Annotated in this window: 21 protein-coding genes and 1 tRNA gene; 14 read left to right on the forward strand and 8 right to left on the reverse strand. The window is 64.5% G+C overall.

What is annotated here, in order from left to right:
• Positions 1-21: 21 nt before the first annotated feature.
• The 5 genes from JQ616_RS01065 to JQ616_RS01085 all read right to left on the reverse strand — a co-directional run bounded on the left by JQ616_RS01065 (position 22) and on the right by JQ616_RS01085 (position 5,057).
• The gene (locus JQ616_RS01065) at positions 22-1,632 is read right to left on the reverse strand and encodes an acyl-CoA synthetase (RefSeq protein WP_212011571.1); all 1,611 of its coding nucleotides are present in this window, start codon (positions 1,630-1,632) and stop codon (positions 22-24) included.
• A 56-nt stretch (positions 1,633-1,688) separates the two neighbouring features.
• Positions 1,689-3,209: an FAD-dependent oxidoreductase gene (locus JQ616_RS01070; protein ID WP_212011573.1), complete on the reverse strand. Its 1,521-nt coding sequence runs from the start codon at positions 3,207-3,209 to the stop codon at positions 1,689-1,691.
• A gap of 93 nt (positions 3,210-3,302) precedes the next feature.
• Positions 3,303-3,770, reverse strand: coding sequence for a hypothetical protein (locus JQ616_RS01075; RefSeq protein WP_212011575.1), 468 nt, complete (start codon positions 3,768-3,770; stop codon positions 3,303-3,305).
• Between the two features lie 15 nt (positions 3,771-3,785).
• A complete protein-coding gene (locus tag JQ616_RS01080) occupies positions 3,786-4,241 on the reverse strand; it encodes a GatB/YqeY domain-containing protein (RefSeq protein ID WP_212011576.1) in 456 nt (151 codons plus the stop codon).
• A gap of 114 nt (positions 4,242-4,355) precedes the next feature.
• Complete coding sequence (locus JQ616_RS01085) at positions 4,356-5,057, reverse strand: alpha/beta fold hydrolase (RefSeq protein ID WP_212011577.1); 702 nt, start codon at positions 5,055-5,057, stop codon at positions 4,356-4,358.
• 161 nt (positions 5,058-5,218) lie between these two features.
• Here JQ616_RS01085 and carA point away from each other — a divergent pair, with 161 nt between their 5' ends.
• The 3 genes from carA (at position 5,219) to JQ616_RS01100 (ending at position 7,701) form a co-directional block, all read left to right on the forward strand.
• A complete protein-coding gene (gene carA / locus JQ616_RS01090; RefSeq protein ID WP_212011578.1) occupies positions 5,219-6,412 on the forward strand; it encodes a glutamine-hydrolyzing carbamoyl-phosphate synthase small subunit in 1,194 nt (397 codons plus the stop codon).
• A gap of 141 nt (positions 6,413-6,553) precedes the next feature.
• A complete protein-coding gene (locus JQ616_RS01095; RefSeq protein WP_212011579.1) occupies positions 6,554-7,051 on the forward strand; it encodes a PaaI family thioesterase in 498 nt (165 codons plus the stop codon).
• Between the two features lie 98 nt (positions 7,052-7,149).
• Entirely contained in the window at positions 7,150-7,701 is a 552-nt protein-coding gene (locus JQ616_RS01100; protein ID WP_212011580.1) for a cupin domain-containing protein, read from the forward strand.
• A 110-nt stretch (positions 7,702-7,811) separates the two neighbouring features.
• Here the strand turns inward: JQ616_RS01100 and JQ616_RS01105 are convergent, their stop codons facing one another.
• The gene (locus JQ616_RS01105) at positions 7,812-8,351 is read right to left on the reverse strand and encodes a Dps family protein (RefSeq protein ID WP_212011581.1); all 540 of its coding nucleotides are present in this window, start codon (positions 8,349-8,351) and stop codon (positions 7,812-7,814) included.
• Positions 8,352-8,476: 125 nt separating this feature from the next.
• On the opposite strand from JQ616_RS01105, the gene JQ616_RS01110 reads away from it, so the two are divergent.
• The 7 genes from JQ616_RS01110 to JQ616_RS01140 all read left to right on the forward strand — a co-directional run bounded on the left by JQ616_RS01110 (position 8,477) and on the right by JQ616_RS01140 (position 15,525).
• Complete coding sequence (locus JQ616_RS01110; RefSeq protein ID WP_212011583.1) at positions 8,477-9,166, forward strand: class I SAM-dependent methyltransferase; 690 nt, start codon at positions 8,477-8,479, stop codon at positions 9,164-9,166.
• A gap of 77 nt (positions 9,167-9,243) precedes the next feature.
• Positions 9,244-9,319: transfer RNA gene (locus tag JQ616_RS01115), tRNA-OTHER, on the forward strand.
• A 326-nt stretch (positions 9,320-9,645) separates the two neighbouring features.
• Positions 9,646-13,110, forward strand: coding sequence for a carbamoyl-phosphate synthase large subunit (carB, locus tag JQ616_RS01120; RefSeq protein ID WP_212011585.1), 3,465 nt, complete (start codon positions 9,646-9,648; stop codon positions 13,108-13,110).
• 198 nt (positions 13,111-13,308) lie between these two features.
• On the forward strand, positions 13,309-13,782 hold the full coding sequence (gene greA / locus JQ616_RS01125; RefSeq protein WP_157113323.1) for a transcription elongation factor GreA: 474 nt from the start codon (positions 13,309-13,311) through the stop codon (positions 13,780-13,782).
• 171 nt (positions 13,783-13,953) lie between these two features.
• Complete coding sequence (locus tag JQ616_RS01130; protein ID WP_212011586.1) at positions 13,954-14,358, forward strand: DoxX family protein; 405 nt, start codon at positions 13,954-13,956, stop codon at positions 14,356-14,358.
• Between the two features lie 95 nt (positions 14,359-14,453).
• Positions 14,454-14,858 carry a DoxX family protein gene (locus JQ616_RS01135; protein ID WP_212011588.1) on the forward strand — a complete coding sequence of 135 codons (405 nt, stop codon included), beginning with the start codon at positions 14,454-14,456 and terminating at the stop codon, positions 14,856-14,858.
• 214 nt (positions 14,859-15,072) lie between these two features.
• A complete protein-coding gene (locus JQ616_RS01140; protein WP_249136308.1) occupies positions 15,073-15,525 on the forward strand; it encodes a DoxX family protein in 453 nt (150 codons plus the stop codon).
• An 8-nt stretch (positions 15,526-15,533) separates the two neighbouring features.
• Here the strand turns inward: JQ616_RS01140 and JQ616_RS01145 are convergent, their stop codons facing one another.
• Entirely contained in the window at positions 15,534-16,013 is a 480-nt protein-coding gene (locus JQ616_RS01145) for an Lrp/AsnC family transcriptional regulator (protein WP_028333106.1), read from the reverse strand.
• A gap of 281 nt (positions 16,014-16,294) precedes the next feature.
• Between JQ616_RS01145 and trxB the strand changes: the two genes are divergently transcribed.
• The 3 genes from trxB (at position 16,295) to dapA (ending at position 19,622) form a co-directional block, all read left to right on the forward strand.
• Entirely contained in the window at positions 16,295-17,260 is a 966-nt protein-coding gene (gene trxB, locus JQ616_RS01150) for a thioredoxin-disulfide reductase (protein WP_212011590.1), read from the forward strand.
• A gap of 2 nt (positions 17,261-17,262) precedes the next feature.
• Positions 17,263-18,183: a LysR family transcriptional regulator gene (locus JQ616_RS01155; RefSeq protein ID WP_028344089.1), complete on the forward strand. Its 921-nt coding sequence runs from the start codon at positions 17,263-17,265 to the stop codon at positions 18,181-18,183.
• Positions 18,184-18,707: 524 nt separating this feature from the next.
• A complete protein-coding gene (gene dapA, locus JQ616_RS01160; RefSeq protein WP_212011592.1) occupies positions 18,708-19,622 on the forward strand; it encodes a 4-hydroxy-tetrahydrodipicolinate synthase in 915 nt (304 codons plus the stop codon).
• Positions 19,623-19,783: 161 nt separating this feature from the next.
• Here dapA and JQ616_RS01165 read toward each other — a convergent pair whose 3' ends face one another.
• Entirely contained in the window at positions 19,784-22,177 is a 2,394-nt protein-coding gene (locus JQ616_RS01165; protein ID WP_212011594.1) for a heavy metal translocating P-type ATPase, read from the reverse strand.
• A 65-nt stretch (positions 22,178-22,242) separates the two neighbouring features.
• Here JQ616_RS01165 and JQ616_RS01170 point away from each other — a divergent pair, with 65 nt between their 5' ends.
• On the forward strand, positions 22,243-22,518 hold the full coding sequence (locus JQ616_RS01170) for a metal-sensitive transcriptional regulator (RefSeq protein WP_212011596.1): 276 nt from the start codon (positions 22,243-22,245) through the stop codon (positions 22,516-22,518).
• Positions 22,519-22,599 lie beyond the last annotated feature (81 nt).

Below are 22,599 nucleotides of genomic sequence, written 5' to 3' on the forward strand. Positions count from 1 at the left end.
GACGAACTCGCGGAAAAGAATCTAGCCCAGCGTCCGCAGCTCCCGCCGCAGCACCTTGCCCGTCGCCGTCATCGGCAGGCTGTCGGCGAACTGCACGAAGCGCGGATATTCGTGGGCGGCGAGTTGCACCTTGACGAACTCCTGGATCTCGCGCGCCAGCGCGTCACTCGGCGCAAAGCCCGGGCGCAAGACGATCCAGGCCTTGATCGATTCGGTGCGGATCGGATCGGGGATGCCGACCACGGCCGACATCGCGACCGCCGGATGCTTCATCAGCGTGTGCTCGATCTCGGACGGACCGACGCGATAGCCAGCCGTGGTGATGACGTCGTCCTCGCGGCTGACGTACCAGAAATAGCCGTCCTCATCCTGCACGCCGAGATCGCCGGTCAGCAGGAATTCGCCGGCATACTTCTTCGCGGTCGCTTCCGGATTACGCCAATACTCGATCATGGTGCAGGGACACGGCTGCCGCACGCCGATGATGCCGCGCTGCCCGCGCGGGAGTTCTTCGCCCTTGTCGTTGACGATGCGGACGTCGAAGCCCGGCGTCGCGCGGCCCATCGCGCCCGGGCGGATCGGAAACAGATTGGAGTTAGAGCCGATCACGAGATTGCATTCGGTCTGGCCGAACACCTCATGGGCATCGATGCCGAAGGTCTCGCGTACCCAGCCCAGCAGCTCGCCGCCGAGCGACTCGCCGCCGGTAAAAATGCTGCGCAGCCTGACGCCGGAATTCTTCACATCGGCCTGCCGCATCAGCTTCAGCGCGGTCGGCGGCAGGAACACATTGCGAATGCCGAGTTCGGCCATCATCTGCATCGCCGCCTGCGGCTCGAATTTCCTGGCGCGGTGCCCGACCATCGGAATGCCGTGGTACCAGAACGCGAACAGGCCGTTGATCAGCCCGCCGATCCAGGCCCAGTCGGCCGGCGTCCACATCAGGTCGCCCGGCCGCGGCAGGAAGTTGTGGCACATCTCGACATTGGGCAGATGGCCGAGCACGACGCGATGCGCGTGCAGCGCGCCCTTCGGATTGCCCGTGGTGCCTGACGTGTAGATGATCAGCGCGGGATCGTCGGCCGAGGTGTCGACGGTCGCGAATTCCGCCGACGCCGACTTGATCGCGCTCCAGAACGGTTTTGTCCCCGTCGGCGTCTTGGCGCCGACGATATAGACGCTCTTCAGCTCGGGCAGCCGATCGCGGATTTTTGCGATTTTATCCCAGCCCGCCTCATCCGTGATCACGGCCTTCGCCGCCGAGTTCGACAGCCGGAATTCGAGCGCATCCTCGCCGAACAGCGCAAACAGCGGGATCGAGATCATCCCTGCGCGAAACGCCGCAAGATGCGCGACCGGCAATTCGAGCGATTGCGACAGGAACACCGCGACGCGATCGCCGCGGACTAGGCCGTCGGCGGTCAGCACATTGGCGAAGCGGCGCGAGGCATCCGCGACCTCGTCGAACGAGGTGCGCGTGGTGCCGCCCTCCTCGTCGACATAGATCAGCGCAAGCCGGCCTGTGCCGTCGGCATGGCGATCGCAGCACGCGGTCGCCATGTTGAAGCGCGCCGGGATATCCCAGCGGAAGTTGCGATAGAGCTCGTCGTAGGTCTTAGCATCCTGAAGCATGGCGGCAGATTAGAGCATCGCCGTCAGACCACAAACCCTTCTTGAGGGAAAAGCCGTCAGGCCGCCGCCCGCTCCATTGCGACCTCGGCCTCGAGGCTGTCCAGGTCGCGATAGATCGATGCGACGGCGAGCACGCGCCCGCCGCGCTTGTAGCGGAGCATGCAATCCCTGCCGGCAATGCTGCCCTCCACCGCGATCTCGTCCCACTGCTCGGCGTGGCCGACATAGTTGATCGGCACGTCGTAATGCTGGCTCCAGAAGAACGGCACGGCATCGAAGACCTCGCGCTGCCCAAGCATATTCCGCGCGACGGTCTGGCCCTGGCGCTCGGCCACCACCCAGTGCTCGACCCGAATGTTCTCGCCGCTGTGCGGATCGGGCCAGCGCGCGATGTCGCCGGCCGCGTAGACGCCGGGAGCACTGGTCTCGAGATAGGCGTCCACGGTCACGCCGCGATCGATCGCGAGCCCGCCGGCTTCCGCCAGCGCCAACCGCGGCTTCACGCCGACGCCGAGCACGACGAGGTCGGCGTCGAGCACGGGCCCGCTTTTCAGCTGCGCGCGCTTGCCTTCGATCGCGGTCACGGTGTCACCGAGGTGGAAGACGACGCCATGCTCCTCGTGCAGCGCACGGACGAAATCACCCATGGCGGGCCCGAGCACGCGCTCCAGCGGCCGCTGCTCCAGCCCGACCACGTGAACCTCGATCTCCCGCGCGCGCAACGAGGCCGCAACCTCGAGCCCGATGAAGCTTGCACCGATCACCACCGCACGGCGCGCTCCATTGGCCGAGGCGATGATCGCCCGGCAATCGTCGAGCGTGCGCAAGACGTGAACGTGGGGCTGCTCCGCACCCGGGATCGGCAGCCGCACCGGCTCCGCGCCGGTTGCCAGCAGCAGCCGGTCATACGGAAGCGCTTCGCCTCCGGCGAGCACGACATTGCGGCGTCCGGTGTCGATCGACTTGACCTCGGTCTTGAGTCTGAGATCGATCGCCGCGTCGGGATAGAAACTGTCCGGCTTCAACGGCAGCCAGTCCTCCGGCGCGCTGCCGGCGAGGAAGTCCTTTGATAGGTTCGGCCGATCCACCGGCGGCGCGGTCTCGCCGCTCAGCATCACGATGCTGCCGCGATAGTCCTGCCGTCGCAGCATCTCGGCGGCGGCAAACCCTGCCGCGCCTCCGCCAACGATCACGATCCTGCCGGGCGCATCGACTGGACCCTTGACGCGGAATTTTGGCTGCTCGCGCTTCTCGCGCACGATGATGCGATCGCCCTCGCGCTCGACCTTCCAGACGGCGAGCGCGTTGAAGGCGGGCGCCGCGGTCGCTTCACCGGTGCGAATATCAAAACAGGCGTGATGCCAGGGGCAATGCACCGTCTCGCCCTCGACGAGGCCGTCGGCGAGCAGACCGTGATAATGGCTGCAATGCGCGTCGATGGCGAACACATCCGTCCCCGAGCGCACCAGCAGCACGTCCTCGTCACCGACATGGCCGAGCAACATCGCACCCTGGAAGTCGGAGAGGGCCACGCCTTGTGTCAGATCCGGACCGGAAGGAGCTTGCTGATCGGCCATGGCCTGTCTCCATTTATCCAGAACTTCGCCCCGAAAGGGTTGCCTTCAGTGGGCATTGCACGGGTTCTGCCGCCGCTTTTCGGCGAGCTGATCTCAGCTTCCCTGCATGTAGCGGACCGGGTTCTCCTGATCCGCCTTGAAGATATCGGCGGCCTCGGCGAACAGCGCCGTAACCGCAGGCGCCTTCAGATCAACAAACGCCTCGAAGCTGAAATTGTTGCCGCCCGCGCGCAATTCGCCGAGCTTGCCGGCATAGCAGGACACCAGCGGCTTGCCGCCGCGGGTCACCGCAACATAGATGCTGATGTAGTTCTTCTGCAGCGCCAGCCCGATCACCGGCCAGACCGCCGTCTTGCCGGACTTGATGGCGTAGCGAAACTGACCGTAGCCGATCATGTTCATGCGCATGCCGGCCTCGCCGGCCGGCGAGCCCGCATGGAAATGCCGCTTGAGCGAAGGCGCCGCCTTCCGCATCACCGCATGCACGTGCTCGAGATCCGCGGTGCGGCCGGGATCGAAGGCGAGATAGGCTTCCAGACTGTCCGCGGCGACACGAAACATCGGAAGCCTCCGCTGCTATCCCGCGAGCGCCGACTTGACGAGGCCGCTGGCCTTGCCGAAATCCATCTGGCCGGCGTATTTCGCCTTCAAGGCGCCGATCACCTTGCCCATGTCCTTGATCCCGGCGGCATTGGTCTCGGCGATGATGGCCGAGATCGCCGCCTTCACGTCGTCGTCCGACATCTGCTTCGGCAGGTACACCGAGATCACGGCGATCTCCGCGCGCTCCTGGGCGGCGAGCTCGGCGCGGCCACCCTTGTCGTAGAGCTCGATCGACTCCTGGCGCTGCTTGATCATCTTCTGCAGCACGCCGAGCAGATCGGCATCGGAGAGTGGCGGCTTGCCCTGCCCGCGCGCGTCGATGTCGGCGTTCTTGATGGTCGAATTGACCATGCGCAGCGTGGAGAGCTTGCGCTCGTCCTTGGCCTTCATCGCTTCCTTGACCGCAGTATTGATGTCGTCGCGCAGCATTCTGGTGTCCTTAAGCCGGTAATCCCTTCATGTAGGCAGTTTGCGGCAGCAGAACAACTCTAGTTTGCCGCGTATTCCTGGCGCGAACCGGCCTCCACTTCGCTCGAAAACGCTTTAGTTCCGCAACCATTCGACCAACGCATCGGCGCAGGCTTGCGGCTGCTCCAGCTGCGGCAGGTGACCGCAATTGGGGATCACCACGAGCTTGGCTCCAGGAATGCCGTTGGCCATCTCGTCCGATAACGCGTTCGGCACGGTGTTGTCGGTATCCGACGTCAGCACCAAGGTCGGGCACTTGATCCAAGCCATGCTTGGCCGCGAATCCGGTCGGCTGAGCACCGCGTTTTGCTGGCGAATGAAGGCCTCGGCGCCGACATCCTCGCTCATGTCGTCGACGATCTGGCGCAGGCCGGCGTCGCCCTGCCGCGACGGATGCACGAAGCCCGGAAACAGCTCGTCGACCACGCTGCGATATTGCCCGCTTTTGGCACGCTCCATCATGCCGCGGCGACGGGCGGTCGCTTCCGGCGTGTCGGCCCGCGCCTGGGTGCTCATCAGCGCCAGCTTGGCCACCCGCTCGGGCGCCTGCCGCATGATCTCGAAGGCGATGTAGCCGCCCATCGAGTGCCCCGCGAGGGCAAAGCGCGGTGGCGCCTCGGCCAGGATGCGGCGGGCGATCGCCCCCATATTGTCGTCCCGAACGTGGTTGGCGACCGTGACCGGCCCGAACCGCCACAGCGCCGGGATCACCGGGGCGAAAATCCGCGGTGAGCAGATGAGGCCCGGGACGAGCAGGATCGGCATCGTGTTATCCATGCGGGAGCTCCGGACCGGGTCATTTTCGGCAAGCAAACGGCCGCTTCAGGGAACTTTAGATTAAAAGGCCGTTCCGGCCTGTCAAATCGACCGGGATTGCCGTGTGAATCCGTGCCCTTTCGCTTTGACGCCGCAGGGTGCGGCGACTATTTAAAGGGCTCATGACAACCCCTGAAAACGCTCCCGCCTGGCCGGACCACAAACCGACCGCGCTCCTTGTGCTCGCCGATGGTACCGTGCTGGAAGGCTTCGGTCTCGGCGCGGAAGGCCACGCCGTCGGCGAGGTCTGCTTCAACACCGCGATGACCGGCTATGAGGAGATCCTCACCGATCCGTCCTATGCCGGCCAGATCATCACCTTCACCTTCCCGCATATCGGCAATGTCGGTACCAACGAGGAAGACATCGAGACGGTGAACATGGCCGCGACGCCAGGCGCGCGCGGCGTGATCCTGCGCTCGGCGATCACGGATCCCTCGAATTACCGCGCCACCCGCCACCTCGACCAATGGTTGAAGGCGCGCGGCATCATCGGCCTCTCCGGCATCGACACCCGCGCACTGACCGCGCTGATCCGCTCCAAGGGCATGCCCAATGCGGTGATCGCGCACGCGAAAACCGGCGAGTTCGACCTGCACGCCCTGAAGGAAGAGGCCCGCGAATGGCCCGGCCTGGAAGGCATGGACCTGGTGCCGATGGTCACCTCCGGCCAGCGCTTCACCTGGGATGAGACGCCCTGGACGTGGGGCAAGGGTTTTGGCCAGCAGACCGCGCCAGAATTCAACGTGGTCGCGATCGACTACGGCATCAAGCGCAACATCCTGCGCCTGCTCGCCGGCGTCGGCGCCAAGGTGACCGTGGTGCCGGCGACGACGGCGGCCGAAGACATCCTGGCGATGAAGCCGGACGGCGTGTTCCTGTCGAACGGCCCCGGCGATCCCGCCGCGACCGGCAAATATGCCGTGCCCGTGATCCAGAAGGTGATTGCCTCGGGGACGCCGACCTTCGGCATCTGCCTCGGCCACCAGATGCTCGGCCTCGCCGTCGGGGCGAAGACCATGAAGATGCATCAGGGCCATCACGGCGCCAACCATCCGGTCAAGGACGAGACCACCGGCAAAGTCGAGATCACCTCGATGAACCACGGCTTTGCGGTGGATCAGGCGACGCTGCCGAAAGGCGCGACCCAGACCCACGTCTCGCTGTTCGACGGCTCCAATTGCGGCATCGCGCTCGAAGGCAAGCCCGTGTTCTCGGTGCAGTACCACCCCGAGGCCTCGCCCGGCCCGCGCGACTCGCACTATCTGTTCCAGCGATTTGCCGATCTGATGCGGAAGAAGAAGCAGGCGGCGTAAGCCGCAGCCATCTGCGCAGTCCTTCATCGAATACCGCATGCCCGGGCCATCTGGTCCGGGCATGATCTTTTGTGACGCCTTGCATGAGCGGACGCCGCCAAGTCATATGACGACGATCATCAAGCAGCAGGATTGCCCGACATGACCGCCAGCCCGCCCCCGAAGCCCGTTTACGGCGTCTCCTCGATGGCGGTGATGGCGTCGATGCCGGGGCTCGACTTCGTGCGCGGCATTTTCGCCCGCACCCTGCCGGAGCCGCCGATCATGGAGAACGTCGAACCGTTCGACTGCTCCGCCGAGGCCGGCCATGTGGTGATCCACAGCATCCCCGGCCTGCGTCACTACAACCCGATCGGCTCGGTGCATGGCGGCTACGCCGCGATCCTGCTGGATTCCGCGATGGGGCTCGCGGTGCAGACCACGCTGCCGCAGGGCTTTGGCTACACCACGCTGGAGTTCAAGATCTCCTTCGTCCGCGGCATGAGCCAGGACACCGGCACGATCCGCACCGAGGGCCAGGTGCTCAATGCCGGCCGCCGGGTCGCAACCGCCGAAGCCCGCATCACCGACGACAAGGGCAAGCTGGTCGCGCATGCCACCACGACCTGCCTGGTGTTCGAACTGCCCAAAGCGGGCTGACCAGGACGAGCTGAGTTTGGTCGCCCCCCGGGGAACGCGCGGCGCTGACAGCGGGTTGCTCCGCAGATAGTGTTGCTCACACTTGCCGGAGGATCGCCATGTCCGCAATCAAAGCCGGAGCCGAGCCACTCGCCATCGTCTTTCAAGACGACGGGCTGGTGCCGAACAGTCCGATGCCGTTCCTGGCCTACAAGGGTGTCGTCGATCCCGGGCGCGATCCCGAGGCCACGATCGAGCAGCTGTTCGGCAGCAATGGCTGGGGTGCGATGTGGCGCAACGGCGTCTACGATTTCACGCATTACCATGCCACCGTGCACGAGGTGCTGGGCGTCGCCCGCGGCCGCGCGCGGGTGCAGTTCGGCGGCGCGCATGGACAAGCGCTCGAGATCGCAGCCGGCGACGTCGCGATCCTGCCGGCCGGCACCGGGCATCAGTGCCTGTCGGCGAGCAACGATTTCAGTGTGGTCGGCGCCTATCCGCCCGGACCGCCGATGGACCTGCAACGGACTTCGCCGGAGAACCACGCGCGGGCGTTGAAGACGATCCCGCTGGTCGCGATTCCGGCGACTGATCCGGTGATGGGCAAGGACGGACCGCTGGTGCGGCTGTGGAATTCTGTCCGTCGTCCCGGCGAAGGCCGGGACCCATAACCACAGGATGTCACACAGCGCTGGGGCTCCAGCGTCGCACAACAATTACCATTGGTGGTTATGGGTCCCGGCCCCCCGTGCGCAATTGCGCAGGCGACGAGAATATGGGGCTAAGCCGCGTTGCTGCCTTCCTGACGGCTGGCCTCGAACAGGAACCAGGTGCGGCGCTCGGTTTCGTCGATGAAGGTTTCGAGCAGGCCGGCGGTGCCGGAATCTTCATGGTCGTCGGCGAGCTTGTGCGCCTTGCGCATCGCGGCCGCGATGTGCTTGTTGTCTTCCATCAACTCGCGCAGCATTTCGCGCGGCGGGACATAGGCCTCGTCATTGTCCTTGATGGTCTGATGCTTGGCGATGTCGCCGATCGACCGCAGCGTCGCGCCGCCGAGCTTGCGCACCCGTTCGGCGATCTGGTCGGTGGTCGCGAAGATCGCGTCCGACTGCTCGTCCAGCAACAAATGGTAATCATGGAAATGCCGGCCGCTGACATGCCAATGGAAATTCTTGGTCTTCAAATAGAGCGCGAAGGCGTCTGCCAGCAGCACGTTGAGCGAGGCCGAGATCGTATCCACCGCAACCTGCGGCAGGTCGCTCGGCGTGTCGAGATCGGGCGAGATCTTGTCAGTCCTGGTGTCACTCTTGGCTTTGCTCACGGTAAACCTTCCTGTTAGGACCCCCGTATTTCGGCGCATTGAACATTGGACGCCGGACCGCTAACGCATCATCAGCCCACCCGTTCCTGGAGCCCAGGAACCCGTTCTGCCGGATACCAAGCGCGATGGATGATTGGATCGATTATTACGATTCCACACATACGATTTATGCGAGCCGACTGCACCGCGACCTGCATTTCCAGGTCATCGCAAACGACATCATCGGCTACATCACCTCGCCCGACGCCGTGGTGCTCGACTATGCCTGCGGTGAGGCGCTGTCGGCGACCAAGGTCGCCAATGCCTGCGCGCAGCTCTATCTGGCGGAGCCCGCGCCCGGCGTGCGCGGCCGGCTGGTCGCGCGCTTTGCGCCCGACACCAGGATCCGCGTCCGCTCGCTCGATGACCTGAAGCATATGGAAGCAGATACGATCGACCTCGTGGTGATGAACTCGGTGGCGCAATACATGACGCCGCAGGAACTCGACAACGCATTCGACGTGATCCACCGCCTGCTGAAACCCTCGGGCCGCTTCGTGCTCGGCGATATCCTGCGGCCCGAAGTCGGCATGGCCAAGGACGTCATCGCGCTGCTGCGCTTTGCGGCGACCCACGGCTTCCTCCGCGATGCGCTGGTCGGGCTGGCCTCGACCGCGCTGTCCGATTACCGGCAGCTGCGCACCAGGATCGGACTGCAGCGCTACCGTGAGGACGAGATGATCGCAAAGCTCGGCGCCGCCGGCTTCACCGCCACCCGCGCGCCGCGCAACATCGGGCACAACCCGTGGCGGATGACATTCGTGGCCCGCCACTGACCCAAGGTTGCAGAAAAAGTTAGGGTTAACCAAAAGTAAACGTAGCGACCGCCGAAATAATCAGCAATGATCCGCTCGGCCCGGTGGCGGAAGCGTCGACGCGGCAGTGGTGCAACACTGTTTATCCTGGTTCAAATCCAGGCCGGGCCTCCAGCCTTCGCTGCTCGCGCAGCTTCGGCTCGGCAAGCCTTTTCCTAGCGAAGGCTGCCGCGGCGTAGCCCGCAGGGCGAAGCCGGGCTCCTACCGAGCATTCCCTCCCCCGATCACCCCCCAACCTGGCATATGCCGAATGCGGATTTTCCCCCAGAATCGCGGTTGATTGAGCGTTTTTGGGGGTTTCGCGGGTGCGGAAACTGGTCTAAAGACCACCCGCGCGCGAGGGATCGCGCCTCCCGCGCTACAACATGTAGCGCAGGGCTCGAGGGACGCGCGGGAAGCGCGCCCTTTTTTTGTGCCCAAATTCCAGTCCGCGAGAGCTGATGCCCAAAAGAACCGACATCTCCACCATCCTGATCATCGGCGCCGGTCCCATCGTGATCGGCCAGGCCTGCGAATTCGACTATTCCGGCACGCAGGCCTGCAAGACGCTGAAGGAGGAGGGCTATCGGATCGTCCTGGTCAATTCCAACCCGGCGACGATCATGACCGACCCGGAGCTGGCCGACGCGACCTATATCGAGCCGATCACGCCCGAGATCGTCGCCAAGATCATCGAAAAGGAACGCTACGTCCTGCCCGGCGGCTTCGCACTGCTGCCGACCATGGGCGGCCAGACCGCGCTGAACTGCGCGCTGTCGCTGCGCAAGCAGGGCACGCTGGAGAAGTTCGACGTCGAGATGATCGGCGCCACCGCGGACGCGATCGACAAGGCCGAAGACCGCCAGCTGTTCCGCGACGCCATGGAGAAGATCGGGCTGCAGACGCCACGGTCGCGGCTCGCCAACGCATCGGCGCTGAAGAAGTCCGACCGCGACAAATACCTCGCCGATCAGGCCAAGCTGTCCGGCGCCGAGCTCGAAGCCTTCGAACGCAAGTGGGAAGCCGGCGAGAACGAACGCCGCAAGCGCTACCAGCAGCAGGCTTTGGCCGAAGCGCTGATGGCACTGTCCGATATCGGCCTGCCCGCGATCATCCGCCCCTCCTTCACGCTCGGCGGCACCGGCGGCGGCATCGCCTACAACAAGGAAGAATATCTCGACATCATCGAGCGCGGTCTCGATGCCTCGCCGACCAACGAGGTGCTGATCGAGGAATCCGTTCTCGGCTGGAAAGAGTTCGAGATGGAGGTGGTGCGCGACAAGAAGGACAATTGCATCATCATCTGCTCGATCGAGAACGTCGATCCGATGGGCGTGCACACCGGCGATTCCATCACGGTGGCGCCGGCACTGACGCTCACCGACAAGGAATACCAGATCATGCGCGACGCATCGATTGCGGTGCTGCGCGAGATCGGCGTCGAGACCGGCGGCTCCAACGTGCAGTTCGGCATCAATCCGGACGACGGCCGCATGGTCGTGATCGAGATGAACCCGCGCGTGTCGCGTTCTTCGGCGCTGGCGTCGAAGGCGACCGGCTTCCCGATCGCCAAGGTCGCAGCCAAGCTTGCGATCGGCTACACGCTCGACGAGATCGCCAACGACATCACCGGCGGCGCCACGCCGGCTTCGTTCGAGCCGACCATCGACTACGTCGTCACCAAGATCCCGCGCTTCGCGTTCGAGAAATTCCCCGGCGCCTCCCCCACGCTGACGACCTCGATGAAGTCGGTCGGCGAGGTGATGGCGATCGGCCGCACCTTCCAGGAGAGCCTGCAGAAGGCGCTGCGCGGGCTCGAGACCGGGCTGACCGGCCTCGACGAGATCGACATCGAAGGCCTTGGCCGCAGCGACGACAAGAACGCGATCCGCGCCGCGCTCGGCACGCCGACACCGAACCGCCTGCTGCAGGTCGCGCAGGCGATGCGGCTCGGCTGGTCGAACGAGGAGATCTTCAACTCCTGCAAGATCGATCCCTGGTTCCTTGCCGAACTGCGCGGCATCGTCGAGATGGAAGACAAGGTCCGCAGCAGCGGCCTGCCGGCCAATGCGTTCTCGATGCGGATGCTGAAGGCGATGGGCTTCTCGGATGCGCGGCTCGCCGTGCTGACGGAATCGACCGAAGCCGAGGTCACCGCCAAGCGTCATGCGCTCGGAGTGCGTCCGGTATTCAAGCGCATCGACACCTGCGCGGCAGAGTTCGCCTCGCCCACCGCCTACATGTATTCGACCTATGAGCGGCCGTTCGCGGGCGAGCTTGCCGACGAGAGCGCGCCGTCGGATCGCAAGAAGGTGATCATCCTCGGCGGCGGGCCGAACCGCATCGGCCAGGGCATCGAGTTCGACTATTGCTGCTGCCATGCCTGCTTCGCACTCGAGGACGCGGGCTACGAGACCATCATGGTCAACTGCAATCCGGAGACGGTGTCGACCGACTACGACACCGCCGATCGGCTCTACTTCGAACCGCTTACCGGTGAGGACGTGCTCGAGATCATCGCGACCGAGCGCAAGAACGGCACGCTGCACGGCGTGATCGTGCAGTTCGGCGGCCAGACCCCGCTGAAGCTTGCCCGCGCGCTGGAAGCCGCCGAAGTGCCGATCCTCGGCACCTCGCCCGATGCGATCGACCTCGCCGAGGACCGCGACCGCTTCAAGCGCGTGCTCGACAAGCTCCGCCTCAAGCAGCCGAAGAACGGCATCGCCTATTCGGTCGAGCAGGCCCGCCTGGTCGCAGCCGATCTCGATTTGCCGCTGGTGGTGCGTCCGTCCTACGTGCTCGGCGGCCGCGCGATGCAGATCATCCGCGAGGAAACCCAGCTCAACGACTACCTGCTGGGAACGCTGCCGGAGCTGGTGCCCGCCGACGTCAAGGCGCGCTATCCGAACGACAAGACCGGGCAGATCAACACCGTGCTCGGCAAGAACCCGCTGCTGTTCGATCGCTATCTGTCCGACGCGACCGAGGTGGACGTCGACTGCCTCTGCGACGGCAAGGACACTTTCATCGTCGGAATCATGGAGCACATCGAGGAAGCCGGCATCCACTCCGGCGACTCCGCCTGCTCGCTGCCGCCGCATTCGCTTGACGCCAGCACCATCGAGGAGCTGGAGCGGCAGACCCGCGAACTCGCGCTCGGGCTCGACGTGGTCGGCCTGATGAACGTGCAATACGCCATCAAGGACGGCGAGATCTACGTGCTCGAAGTCAACCCGCGCGCGTCCCGCACGGTACCGTTCGTCGCCAAGGTGGTCGGCACGCCGGTCGCCAAGATCGCGGCGCGGATCATGGCCGGTGAGAAGCTCGCCGACTTCAAGCTGAAGAAGAAGAAGCTCGGCCATGTCGGCGTCAAGGAATCGGTATTCCCGTTTGCACGCTTCCCCGGCGTCGACACCGTGCTCGGGCCGGAGATGCGCTCGACCGGCGAGGTGATGGGCATCGACCGCTCCTTCGAGGTCGCATTCGCCAAGAGCCAACTCGGCGGCGGCACGCGCGTGCCGCGGCAGGGCACGGTGTTCGTCTCGGTGCGTGGCGACGACAAGATGCGCATCGCGGATGCGGTGCGACTGTTGCACTCGCTCGGCTTCAAGGTGATGGCAACCTCAGGCACGCAACGCTATCTCAGCGATAACGGCGTGCCGACGGAAAAGGTCAACAAGGTGCTCGAAGGCCGTCCGCATATCGTCGACGCCATCACCAATGGCGACGTCCAGCTGGTCTTCAATACCACCGAAGGTCCGCAGGCGCTGGCCGACAGCCGTTCGCTGCGGCGGGCTGCCCTCTTGCATAAAGTGCCATATTACACCACTCTTTCAGGCGCGGTGGCCGCCGCACGGGGGATCCGGGCCTATCGGGACGGGGACCTTGAGGTCCGCACGCTTCAGAGTTACTTTTCCGAAAGCTGACCGCTGCCCGGGCTGAAGGCCTGAAGCGGTCAATTAGCCGAATGGCTGGAACTCACCGCGCGCTTGGATTGTTGTCACGGCCCTTAGCGGGGCCGATAATCACTGGGCTTCCGGGCGCATTCACGCCCTGATTCCTGCGTTAGCTGAACTGGATATTCGTGCACGGCCGCCGGGCGCGCGCGATGAAGGACGAAGATGATGGATAAGGTTCCGATGACCGCGGGCGGATACGCCGCGCTGACGGACGAGCTCAAGAAGCGCCAGTCGGAGGATCGTCCGCGCATCATCGAACACATTGCGGAAGCGCGTTCGCACGGCGACCTCTCGGAGAACGCCGAGTATCACGCCGCCAAGGAAGAGCAATCGCACAACGAGGGCCGCATCGCCGAGCTCGAGGACAAGCTTGCGCGCGCCGACATCATCGACATCTCGAAACTCTCCGGCGACACCATCAAGTTCGGCGCCACCGTGACGCTGATCGACGAGGACACCGAGAAGAAAGCGGTGTGGCAGATCGTCGGCGAGGTCGAAGCCGACGCCAAGAAGGGCCGCATCTCTATCACCTCGCCGCTCGCGCGCGCGCTGATCGGCAAGAAGAAGGGCACCACCGTCGAAGTGATGGCGCCGGGCGGTGCCAAGGCCTACGAGATCACCAAGGTCGAGTGGCGGTAGTTACTTTGATGTGACTGGTGCAAAAAGGCCGCGTCCTGCACGCGGCTTTTTGTTGGGCGGCCCGTCAGCTCTTCCAGAGCTCTGACAGGATTGTGAGTTGTCAAGTCTGCTTAACTTGTTAATAGCTCCGCCCCGGAATGATTATGTAGCATAACTATCGGGGACGAAAGCATGATCAGCACTCTCGCCGGGCGGTATTCGCCTAGCCTTCTAAGCATCCTTCGCATCTATGTCGGGCTCAGCCTGCTGCAGCACGGCACCGCGAAGATCCTCCATTTTCCGTCTGTTCCGATGTTCGCCAACGTCGACATCAGCTCGCTGATGGGCGTCGGCGGATTGATCGAGCTCATCGGTGGCACGCTGTTTATCGTTGGCCTGTTCACGCGTCCGGTGGCGTTCATCCTCTCGGGATTTACCGCCGTCGCATACTTCATGGCGCATGCGGGCAAGAGCTTCTATCCCATCCTGAACGGGGGCGAACTCGCCGCAGTCTACTGCTTCGTCTTCCTCTATTTCGTGTTCGCTGGTCCCGGCCCCTTGAGCCTGGACGCTATTCGCGAGAGTAAGACCGCCTAGCGCTCCAGCAAGGACTCGCAGGCCAGGCGTGACAGCGCCGTTTCATGCTCCATAATGCGCGCACGCAACGGCGCGCATTTTCTTTGGAGAATGACATGGACCTAGATCGCCTCGGCGCAATCGCTCAGCCTTATCTGCTGAGCATTCTCCGATTCATCACCGGGCTGCTGCTCTTCCAGTTCGGCGTCGCCAAGCTGTTCAAGTTTCCGCACGTCGAGATATTTGCGGACGTGACGCCGTTCTCGCTGTTCGGCATCGCCGGCATGTTCGAACTCGTGCTCGGCGGAATGCTGATGCTGGGCCTGCTGACCCGGATCGTCGCCTTCGTCCTGTCCGGCGAGATGGCCTTCGCCTATTTCATCGAGCACGCGCCTGTCAGTTTCTTTCCGCTGCTCAGCGACGGCACGCTTGCGATCCTATTCTGCTTCACCTGCCTCTACCTGGCCACGGCAGGCGGCGGGCCGCTCAGCCTCGACGCGTTGCGACAGCGGAGGCCATAGCACGCCGGCGGCAGAAGCGTGCTGATATGACGGACTTGCGGCAAAATCCGGCAACACGCGTATCGTTCCGCCGCAGGCGCAACGAAACAGCGAAGACGCCCCTCGCGCATGTAACCACGAACTTGTGAGGACATTGCAATCTCGCGATTTCACCACCTCTTGAACCAAACAGATCCGCCATTGTTGACGCTGGGGACCGATGGTGGAGAGCGCAATGAATGTGGATCGATTTGCGTCGAGCTTTCAACCGTATCTCTTGAGCCTGTTCCGGTTCGTTACCGGCCTGCTCCTGTTCCAGTACGGCGTCGCCAAGATCTTCAAGTTTCCGGTGCTCGCCGCTTTCGCCAGTCCACCGCCGCTCATCGTGACGGCCGGCGCGATCGAGTTGGTGCTCGGCGGATTGTTGATGATCGGACTGCTCTCGCGGACATCTGCTTTCATCTTGTCCGGTGAAGTGGCCTTTGCCTACCTGCTCGGCCACATGTTGAAGACGGGCGAGCCCGTACTTCTGCCGCTCAACAACGGTGGAACAGCTGCAATACTGTTCTGCTTTGCCTGCCTGTACCTTACGACGGCAGGCGGCGGACCGGTGAGCGTAGACGCGTTAGTCGGGAAGAGACAGACGTCGCGCGACGAGGAGCCGCCCTTCAGACAAGCAGCGGAATAGCGCAAACGTCAGCCCGCCACCTTCACGCCGAGCGGCACCGCCGCCTCATATTTCGAATTGTGCAGCACCAGCGACGTCCTGACGTTGCGCACATGCGGCGCGGCGGTCAGGTGGGTGACGAAATCCTGGAACGTCGCCATGTCGGGCGCGACGCATTTGAGGATGAAATCGACTTCGCCCGACAGCATCCAGCATTCCCGCACCAGCGGCTCGGCGCGCACGAAATTCTCGAAGGCGCGGAGGTCAGCGTCGGCCTGGCTCGACAGATGCACCGAGGCGAACACGGTGACGTCGTAGCCGAGGCGGCGCGGATCGAGCAGGCCGCGGTATCCCTGGATGTAGCCTTCCTCCTCCAGCGCCCGGACCCTGCGCAGGCAGGGCGGTGGCGAGATGCCGACGCGTTTGGCGAGTTCCACATTGGTGATTCGGCCATCGGCCTGGATCTCGGCGAGGATTTTGAGGTCGATCTCGTCAAGGTTCTTCGACACGCGACTACGGTTCCCTAGGAGTTTGGATGGCTTGGCAGGTCTGCCGGCAACTCTCATAGCCCAGCCAGCCGGCGTTGCGCAATTTTATTGCGCGTGCAGCGCACGATTTCGCGAAAGTGACTTCAGTTCCGGGGAAAAATCGCTGCCATGGATTGCAAATCTTGCATAGCTTCCCAGATATCCTAGACTTGGATTTGACACTTTTGGCACCGCCGTGACCCGCTCCGGGGTGCTTCCCACACAAGTCCCCGTCAAAGTCCCCAGCAGAGAGGGATCAGCTAATGCCCGCGCCTGTCCACGCCAAGGTCGTCATCATCGGGTCCGGCCCCGCCGGTTACACCGCAGCGATCTACGCGGCACGCGCGATGCTCGAACCGATCCTGATTCAGGGCATCCAGCCGGGCGGACAGCTCACCATCACCACCGACGTCGAGAACTATCCGGGCTTCGCCGATGTGATCCAGGGCCCCTGGCTGATGGAGCAGATGGAGAAGCAGGCCGCCCATGTCGGCACCAAGATCGTCACCGATCTCGTCAACAAGCTGGAACTCGGCCAGCGTCCGTTTCGCCTGACCTGCGATTCCGGCGACGTCTATCTCGCCGAGACCGTCATCCTCGCCACCGGCGCCCAGGCGCGCTGGCTCGGGCTGCCCTCGGAAGAGAAGTTCCAGGGCGGCGGCGTGTCGGCCTGCGCGACCTGTGACGGCTTCTTCTACCGCGGCAAGGAAGTCGTGGTGGTCGGCGGCGGCAACACCGCGGTCGAGGAAGCGCTGTACCTGACCAACCATGCCTCGCAGGTCACCATCGTGCATCGCCGCGATCATTTCCGCGCCGAGCGCATCCTGCAGGAGCGGCTGTTCAAGCATCCCAAGATCAAGGTCGTGTGGGACTCGGCAATCGATGAGATCTGCGGCTCGGAGAACCCGAACAAGGTCACCCATGTGCGGCTGAAGAACGTCAAGACCGGCGCACTGACGAACCTCAAGACCGACGGCGTGTTCATCGCGATCGGCCATGCGCCCGCGACGGAGCTCGTCAAAGGTCAGATCAAGCTGAAACCGTCGGGCTATGTCGAGGTGGCGCCGAACTCCACGGCGACCTCGGTGCCCGGCCTGTTCGCGGCCGGCGACGTGGCGGACGAAACCTTCCGGCAGGCGGTCACCGCCGCCGGCCTCGGCTGCATGGCTGCGCTCGAGGCCGAACGCTTCCTGGCTCTTCGCGCGAGCGATCGCGCAGCGGCGGAATAATCATGGCACGATCTCGGGACGGATTTACGGATATGGATTGGGACAAGCTGAAGGTCTTTCACGCAGCGGCGGAAGCTGGCAGCTTCACGCACGCCGGCGAGCAGCTTGGCCTGTCGCAATCGGCGGTCTCCCGTCAGGTCAGCGCGCTGGAGCAGGAGCTCTCGGTCTCGCTGTTTCACCGCCATGCCCGCGGCCTGATCCTCACCGAACAGGGCGACCTCCTGTTCCGCACCGCGCATGACGTGTTCATGCAGCTGCAGGCGGCGCGCGCCAAGCTCACCGACAGCCGCGAGCGGCCGAGCGGCGACCTCAAGATCACGACGCCGCCGGCGCTCGGCATCAACTGGCTGATCCCGCGGCTCGACGAATTCACCGCGCTCTATCCGGACATCCGGATCTCGCTGATCGTCACCGACGAGGACCTCGACCTGTCGATGCGCGAGGCCGACGTTGCGATCCGTACCCGCAAGCCGACCCAGCCGGACCTGATCCAGCGCAAGCTGTTCTCGATCGGATTCCACGCCTATTGCTCGCCGGAATACATCAAGCGCTTCGGCACGCCGCGGACGCTCGATGATCTCGACTCGCACCGCATCATCATGCTCGGCGACTCGCAGGTGCCGCCGCATCTGCAGAACCGCAGCTGGCTGATCGACGCCGGCCGCAACGGCTCCGGTCCGCGCGAACCCTACTTCAAGGTCAACAACATCCTGGGATTGGTGCGCGCCTGTCAGCAGGGCCTCGGCATCGCCGCGCTGCCGGACTATCTGGTCGAACAGAACAACCTCGTGCAGCTGTTCGGCGAGTCCGACTCGATCGCGCTCGACACCTACTTCGTCTATCCGGAAGAGCTGAAGACAGTGGCCCGGGTGCAGGTGTTCCGCGACTTCGTGGTCAGCAAGGCGCAGCGCTGGCCGTCCTGATTAGCCGGCCTTATAGGGCTGGTTTATAGGGATATTCGCACTACCCCCGGTCTCCGCATGACTGACATGCGACCTGGATAGTTGCTGCACGGCGTCGATGGGGATCATAGTGTTGACACGCTGAGCGGTCGCGTCGCGCATATGTCCCCCTCCTCCAGTGGCGCGGAAGTTCAGTAATCCCTCTTGGAAGGTGATTGTGTCGGCCTCACGTGGCCAATACCTTAAGCCGGGCTCACTCGAGCCCGGCTTTTTTTCATCGGTATGCCTTTCACCTCAGTGTCATGCAAAAACGTGCCGCACGCCCCGGTCAGCGTGTGCATTGACAACAACCTCGCAGCGCAGCATCATTATCTGATGATCACGACTTCGTGCGCCGCTCTCTCGTCGAAAAAAGCTCCCCTCCCGGGGACACGAGATCGCACGCGATAAGATCACCATCGCATTCAACCGATCCCGAAACCCCGCCGTCTGGACGGGGTTTTTTGTTGGTCCCGTCTCCGGCTTTGCCTTCAAGGAGATGGAACATGACTGAGCTACACCAGCAATTGCAGGGCCTCTGGCTGCCCCTGATCACGCCGTTCCGCGGCGGCGAACTCGATGCCACGTCGCTGCGCCGCCTCGTGCGGCATTACGCCAGCGGCCCCGTCGACGGCTTCATCCTCGGCGCAACCTCCGGTGAGGGCATGGCGCTCAGCACGGATGAGCTCGAGGGCCTGGTCAGCGTCGTGCTCGACGAGCTCAGTGCCAGCTCCCGCCATCTACCGGTCTGCCTCGGGCTCTCCGGCGCCTCGACCGCGCGCATGAAGGAAGCGCTGGACGACACGGCCGACTGGCCGATCAACGGCTATCTGATCGCGAGCCCCTATTACACCAGACCCTCGCAGCGCGGCCTCGTGCAGCACTTCAACGCGCTGGCCGATCACGCATCATGGCCGATCGTGCTCTACAACATTCCCTATCGCACGGCGGTGAACCTGACCAACGAGACGCTGCTGACGCTCGCCGAGCATCCCAACATCGCCGGGATGAAGGATTGCAGCGCCGACCGCGCGCAGTCGATCGACTTCCTCAACCGGCGGCCGGCCGGCTTCCGTGTGCTGACCGGCGAGGATGCGCAGACCTTCGATGCGCTGTCGGACGGCGCCGACGGCGCGATCCTGCTGTCCGCACATCTGGAGACCAACACCTTTGCCTCGATCCGCACGCTGTTGCAGCAGGGCAAGCGCGACGCGGCGCTGGCCGCCTGGCAGAGCGTGGTCGGCCTGACGAGGCTGCTGTTCGCGGAACCGAGCCCCGCGCCGGCGAAGCACTGGCTGTGGCGGCAGGGGCTGATCGACAGCCCCGAGGTGCGGCTGCCGATGGTCGAGGTGAGCGAGGATCTCGCAACCTGGCTCGACGCCGAGAGGGAGCGGCGCGCGCAGTTGCTGCTGCCGGCATGACGCTTCTTCTCCCTCGCCCCGCTCTTGCGGGGAGAGGGTCGGGGTGAGGGGCTGCTTCCGCAATCATGGTGAGAGACGGACTCGTGGAGGATCCCCCTCACCCGGATCGCATCTCGCGATGCGATCCGGCCTCTCCCCGCACGCGGGGCGAGGTAAGAAAGCTAGTCCAGCCTTGTCCTCGACAGCCGCAGCGCGTTACCGATCACACTGACCGAGGACAGCGCCATCGCGGCGGCGCCGACCATCGGCGACAGCAGGATGCCGAACAGCGGATACAGCACACCGGCCGCGATCGGCACGCCGGCAGCGTTGTAGACGAAGGCGAACGCCAGGTTCTGGCGGATGTTGCGCATGGTCGCGACCGACAGGCGCCGCGCCCGGACCAGGCCCATCAGGTCGCCGGTGAGCAGCGTGATCCCTGCGCTCTCGATCGCGACATCGGTGCCGCCGCCCATCGCGATGCCGACGTCGGCAGCGGCAAGCGCCGGCGCATCGTTGACGCCGTCGCCGGCCATCGCGACAATACGGCCCTCGCCGCGCAGCCGCTGCACGACCTCGCTCTTGCGCTCCGGCAGCACCCCGGCCTCGACCTCGCCGATACCGAGCGTCTTCGCCACCGCGCGCGCGGTGGTCTCGTTGTCACCAGTCAGCATCACGATGCGCAGGCCCTCGCCGCGCAGCGCCTGCAACGCATTCGCCGCTGACGGCTTGACCGGATCGGCGATCGCGATCACGCCGGCGATACGGCCATCGACCGCGACATAGATCGCGGTCGCGCCGTCGCGCCGCGCGGTCTCGGCCGCCTCGTCGAGCGCTGACGTTGCGACGTTCAGTTCGCCCATCAGCATGGCGTTACCGAGCGCAACCTGCTTGCCCTCAACGAGGCCGGTCGCGCCCCTGCCGGAGGGCGAGGCAAAGTTGCTGACGGCTGACGATGCGAGCTTGCGCTCCTTGGCCGATGCGATGATCGCCTGCGCCAGCGGATGCTCGCTGCCCTGCTCGACGCTTGCGGCAAGTCGCAGCAGGTCGCCCTCGTCGACGCCTTCGGCGGCAATGATGCGGGTGACTTTCGGCTTGCCCTCGGTGAGCGTGCCGGTCTTGTCGATCACCAGCGTGTCGATCGCCTCCATCCGCTCCAGCGCCTGCGCGTCGCGGATCAGGATGCCGGAATGCGCACCGCGACCGACACCGACCATGATCGACATCGGCGTCGCCAATCCCAGCGCGCAGGGGCAAGCGATGATCAGCACCGTGACCGCAGCGACCAGCGCGAAGGTCAGGCGCGGCTCGGGGCCGAACACCGACCAGGCGGTGAAAGCGAGGACGGCGGCGGCGATCACCGCCGGCACGAACCAACCGGCGACGCGATCGGCGAGCCGCTGGATCGGCGCGCGCGAGCGCTGCGCCTTCGCCACCATGTCGACGATGCGCGACAGCATGGTGTCGCGGCCGACCTTGTCGGCGCGCATCACGAGAGCGCCGCTCTGGTTGACGGTACCGCCGATCACGTTGGCACCCTCGGCCTTCGAGACCGGCATCGATTCACCCGTGACCATGGATTCATCGATGACCGCGCGACCTTCGATCACGATGCCGTCGACCGGCACCTTCTCGCCCGGACGCACACGCAGGCGGTCGCCGACCTTGATCGCGTCGATGTCGATATCCTCGTCGCCATGATCGGTGATACGGCGCGCGGTCTTGGGCGCGAGCCCAAGCAGCGCGCGGATCGCGCCCGAGGTCTGCGCGCGGGCGCGCAGTTCCAGCACCTGGCCGAGCAGCACGAGCACCGTGATCACGGCGGCCGCCTCGAAATACACTGCGACCGCGCCATGCATGTCGCGGAACGCCGGCGGAAACAGCTGCGGCGCCAAGGTGGCAACGACGCTGTAGACATAGGCAACGCCGGTGCCCATCGCGATCAGCGTGAACATGTTGAGATTGCGCGTGACCAGCGACTGCCAGCCGCGCACGAAGAACGGCGCACCGGCCCACAGCACGACCGGCGTCGCCAGCACGAACGAGATCCAGTTCGACCACCCCATCGGCACCAGATGCATCAGCCCGAGATGGCTGCCCATCTCAAGCACGAACACCGGCAGCGTGAGTGCGAGACCGATCCAGAACCGCCTGGTCATATCGATCAGCTCGGGATCGGGGCCATCGTCGAGCGAGACCTGCTCAGGCTCCAGCGCCATGCCGCAGATCGGGCAAGAGCCGGGACCGACCTGACGGACCTCGGGGTGCATTGGGCAGGTGTAGATCGTGCCGGCCGGCATCGGCGGCTCCGGCGCGCGCGGCATCAGGTACTTCTCGGGCTCGGCCTCGAAGCGCTCGCGGCAACGGCCGCTGCAGAACAAATACTCCTCACCCTTGTAGCTGAAGCGGTGCTTGGCGGTCGCCGGGTTGACCTTCATGCCGCAGACCGGATCGATCGCGAACGCCGCCTCGGCCGGCGTCGCGCCGTGATCATGCTTGCCGCCGCAGCAGGAATGCCCGGCTGCGCCATGATGGTGATGATCGGCGTGCGAATGGTCGTGCTTTGCCTGTGCCACGAAACTCTTCCCGGCCGGGATTCCGGCCTCTTGATTTACATACCCTAGGGGGGTATATGAGACGGATGAGAGACGAGGTCAAGGCATCCTGTTTAAAACGGCTCAAACGGATCGAGGGTCAGATCCGCGGATTGGCCGCCATGGTCGAAGACGACCGCTATTGCATCGACGTGGTGACGCAGATCGCCGCCGCGCGCGCAGCGCTGCGCCGCGTTGAGGAAGAGGTCCTGCGCGATCATGTGGCGCATTGCGTCGAGCATGCGATCTCGTCCGGCGACAAGGCCGACCAGCGGCGCAAGATTACCGAGCTGATGGATGTGATCGGGCGGGCGGATCGCTAACGCCGCATATTCGGTGTCGTCCCGGCGAAAGCCGGAACCCATAACCACCGAACGTTGGGATGGAGCGAGCTGGGGCCACAG

Source organism: Bradyrhizobium tropiciagri, assembly GCF_018130545.1.
Taxonomy (GTDB): Bacteria; Pseudomonadota; Alphaproteobacteria; order Rhizobiales; family Xanthobacteraceae; genus Bradyrhizobium; species Bradyrhizobium tropiciagri_A.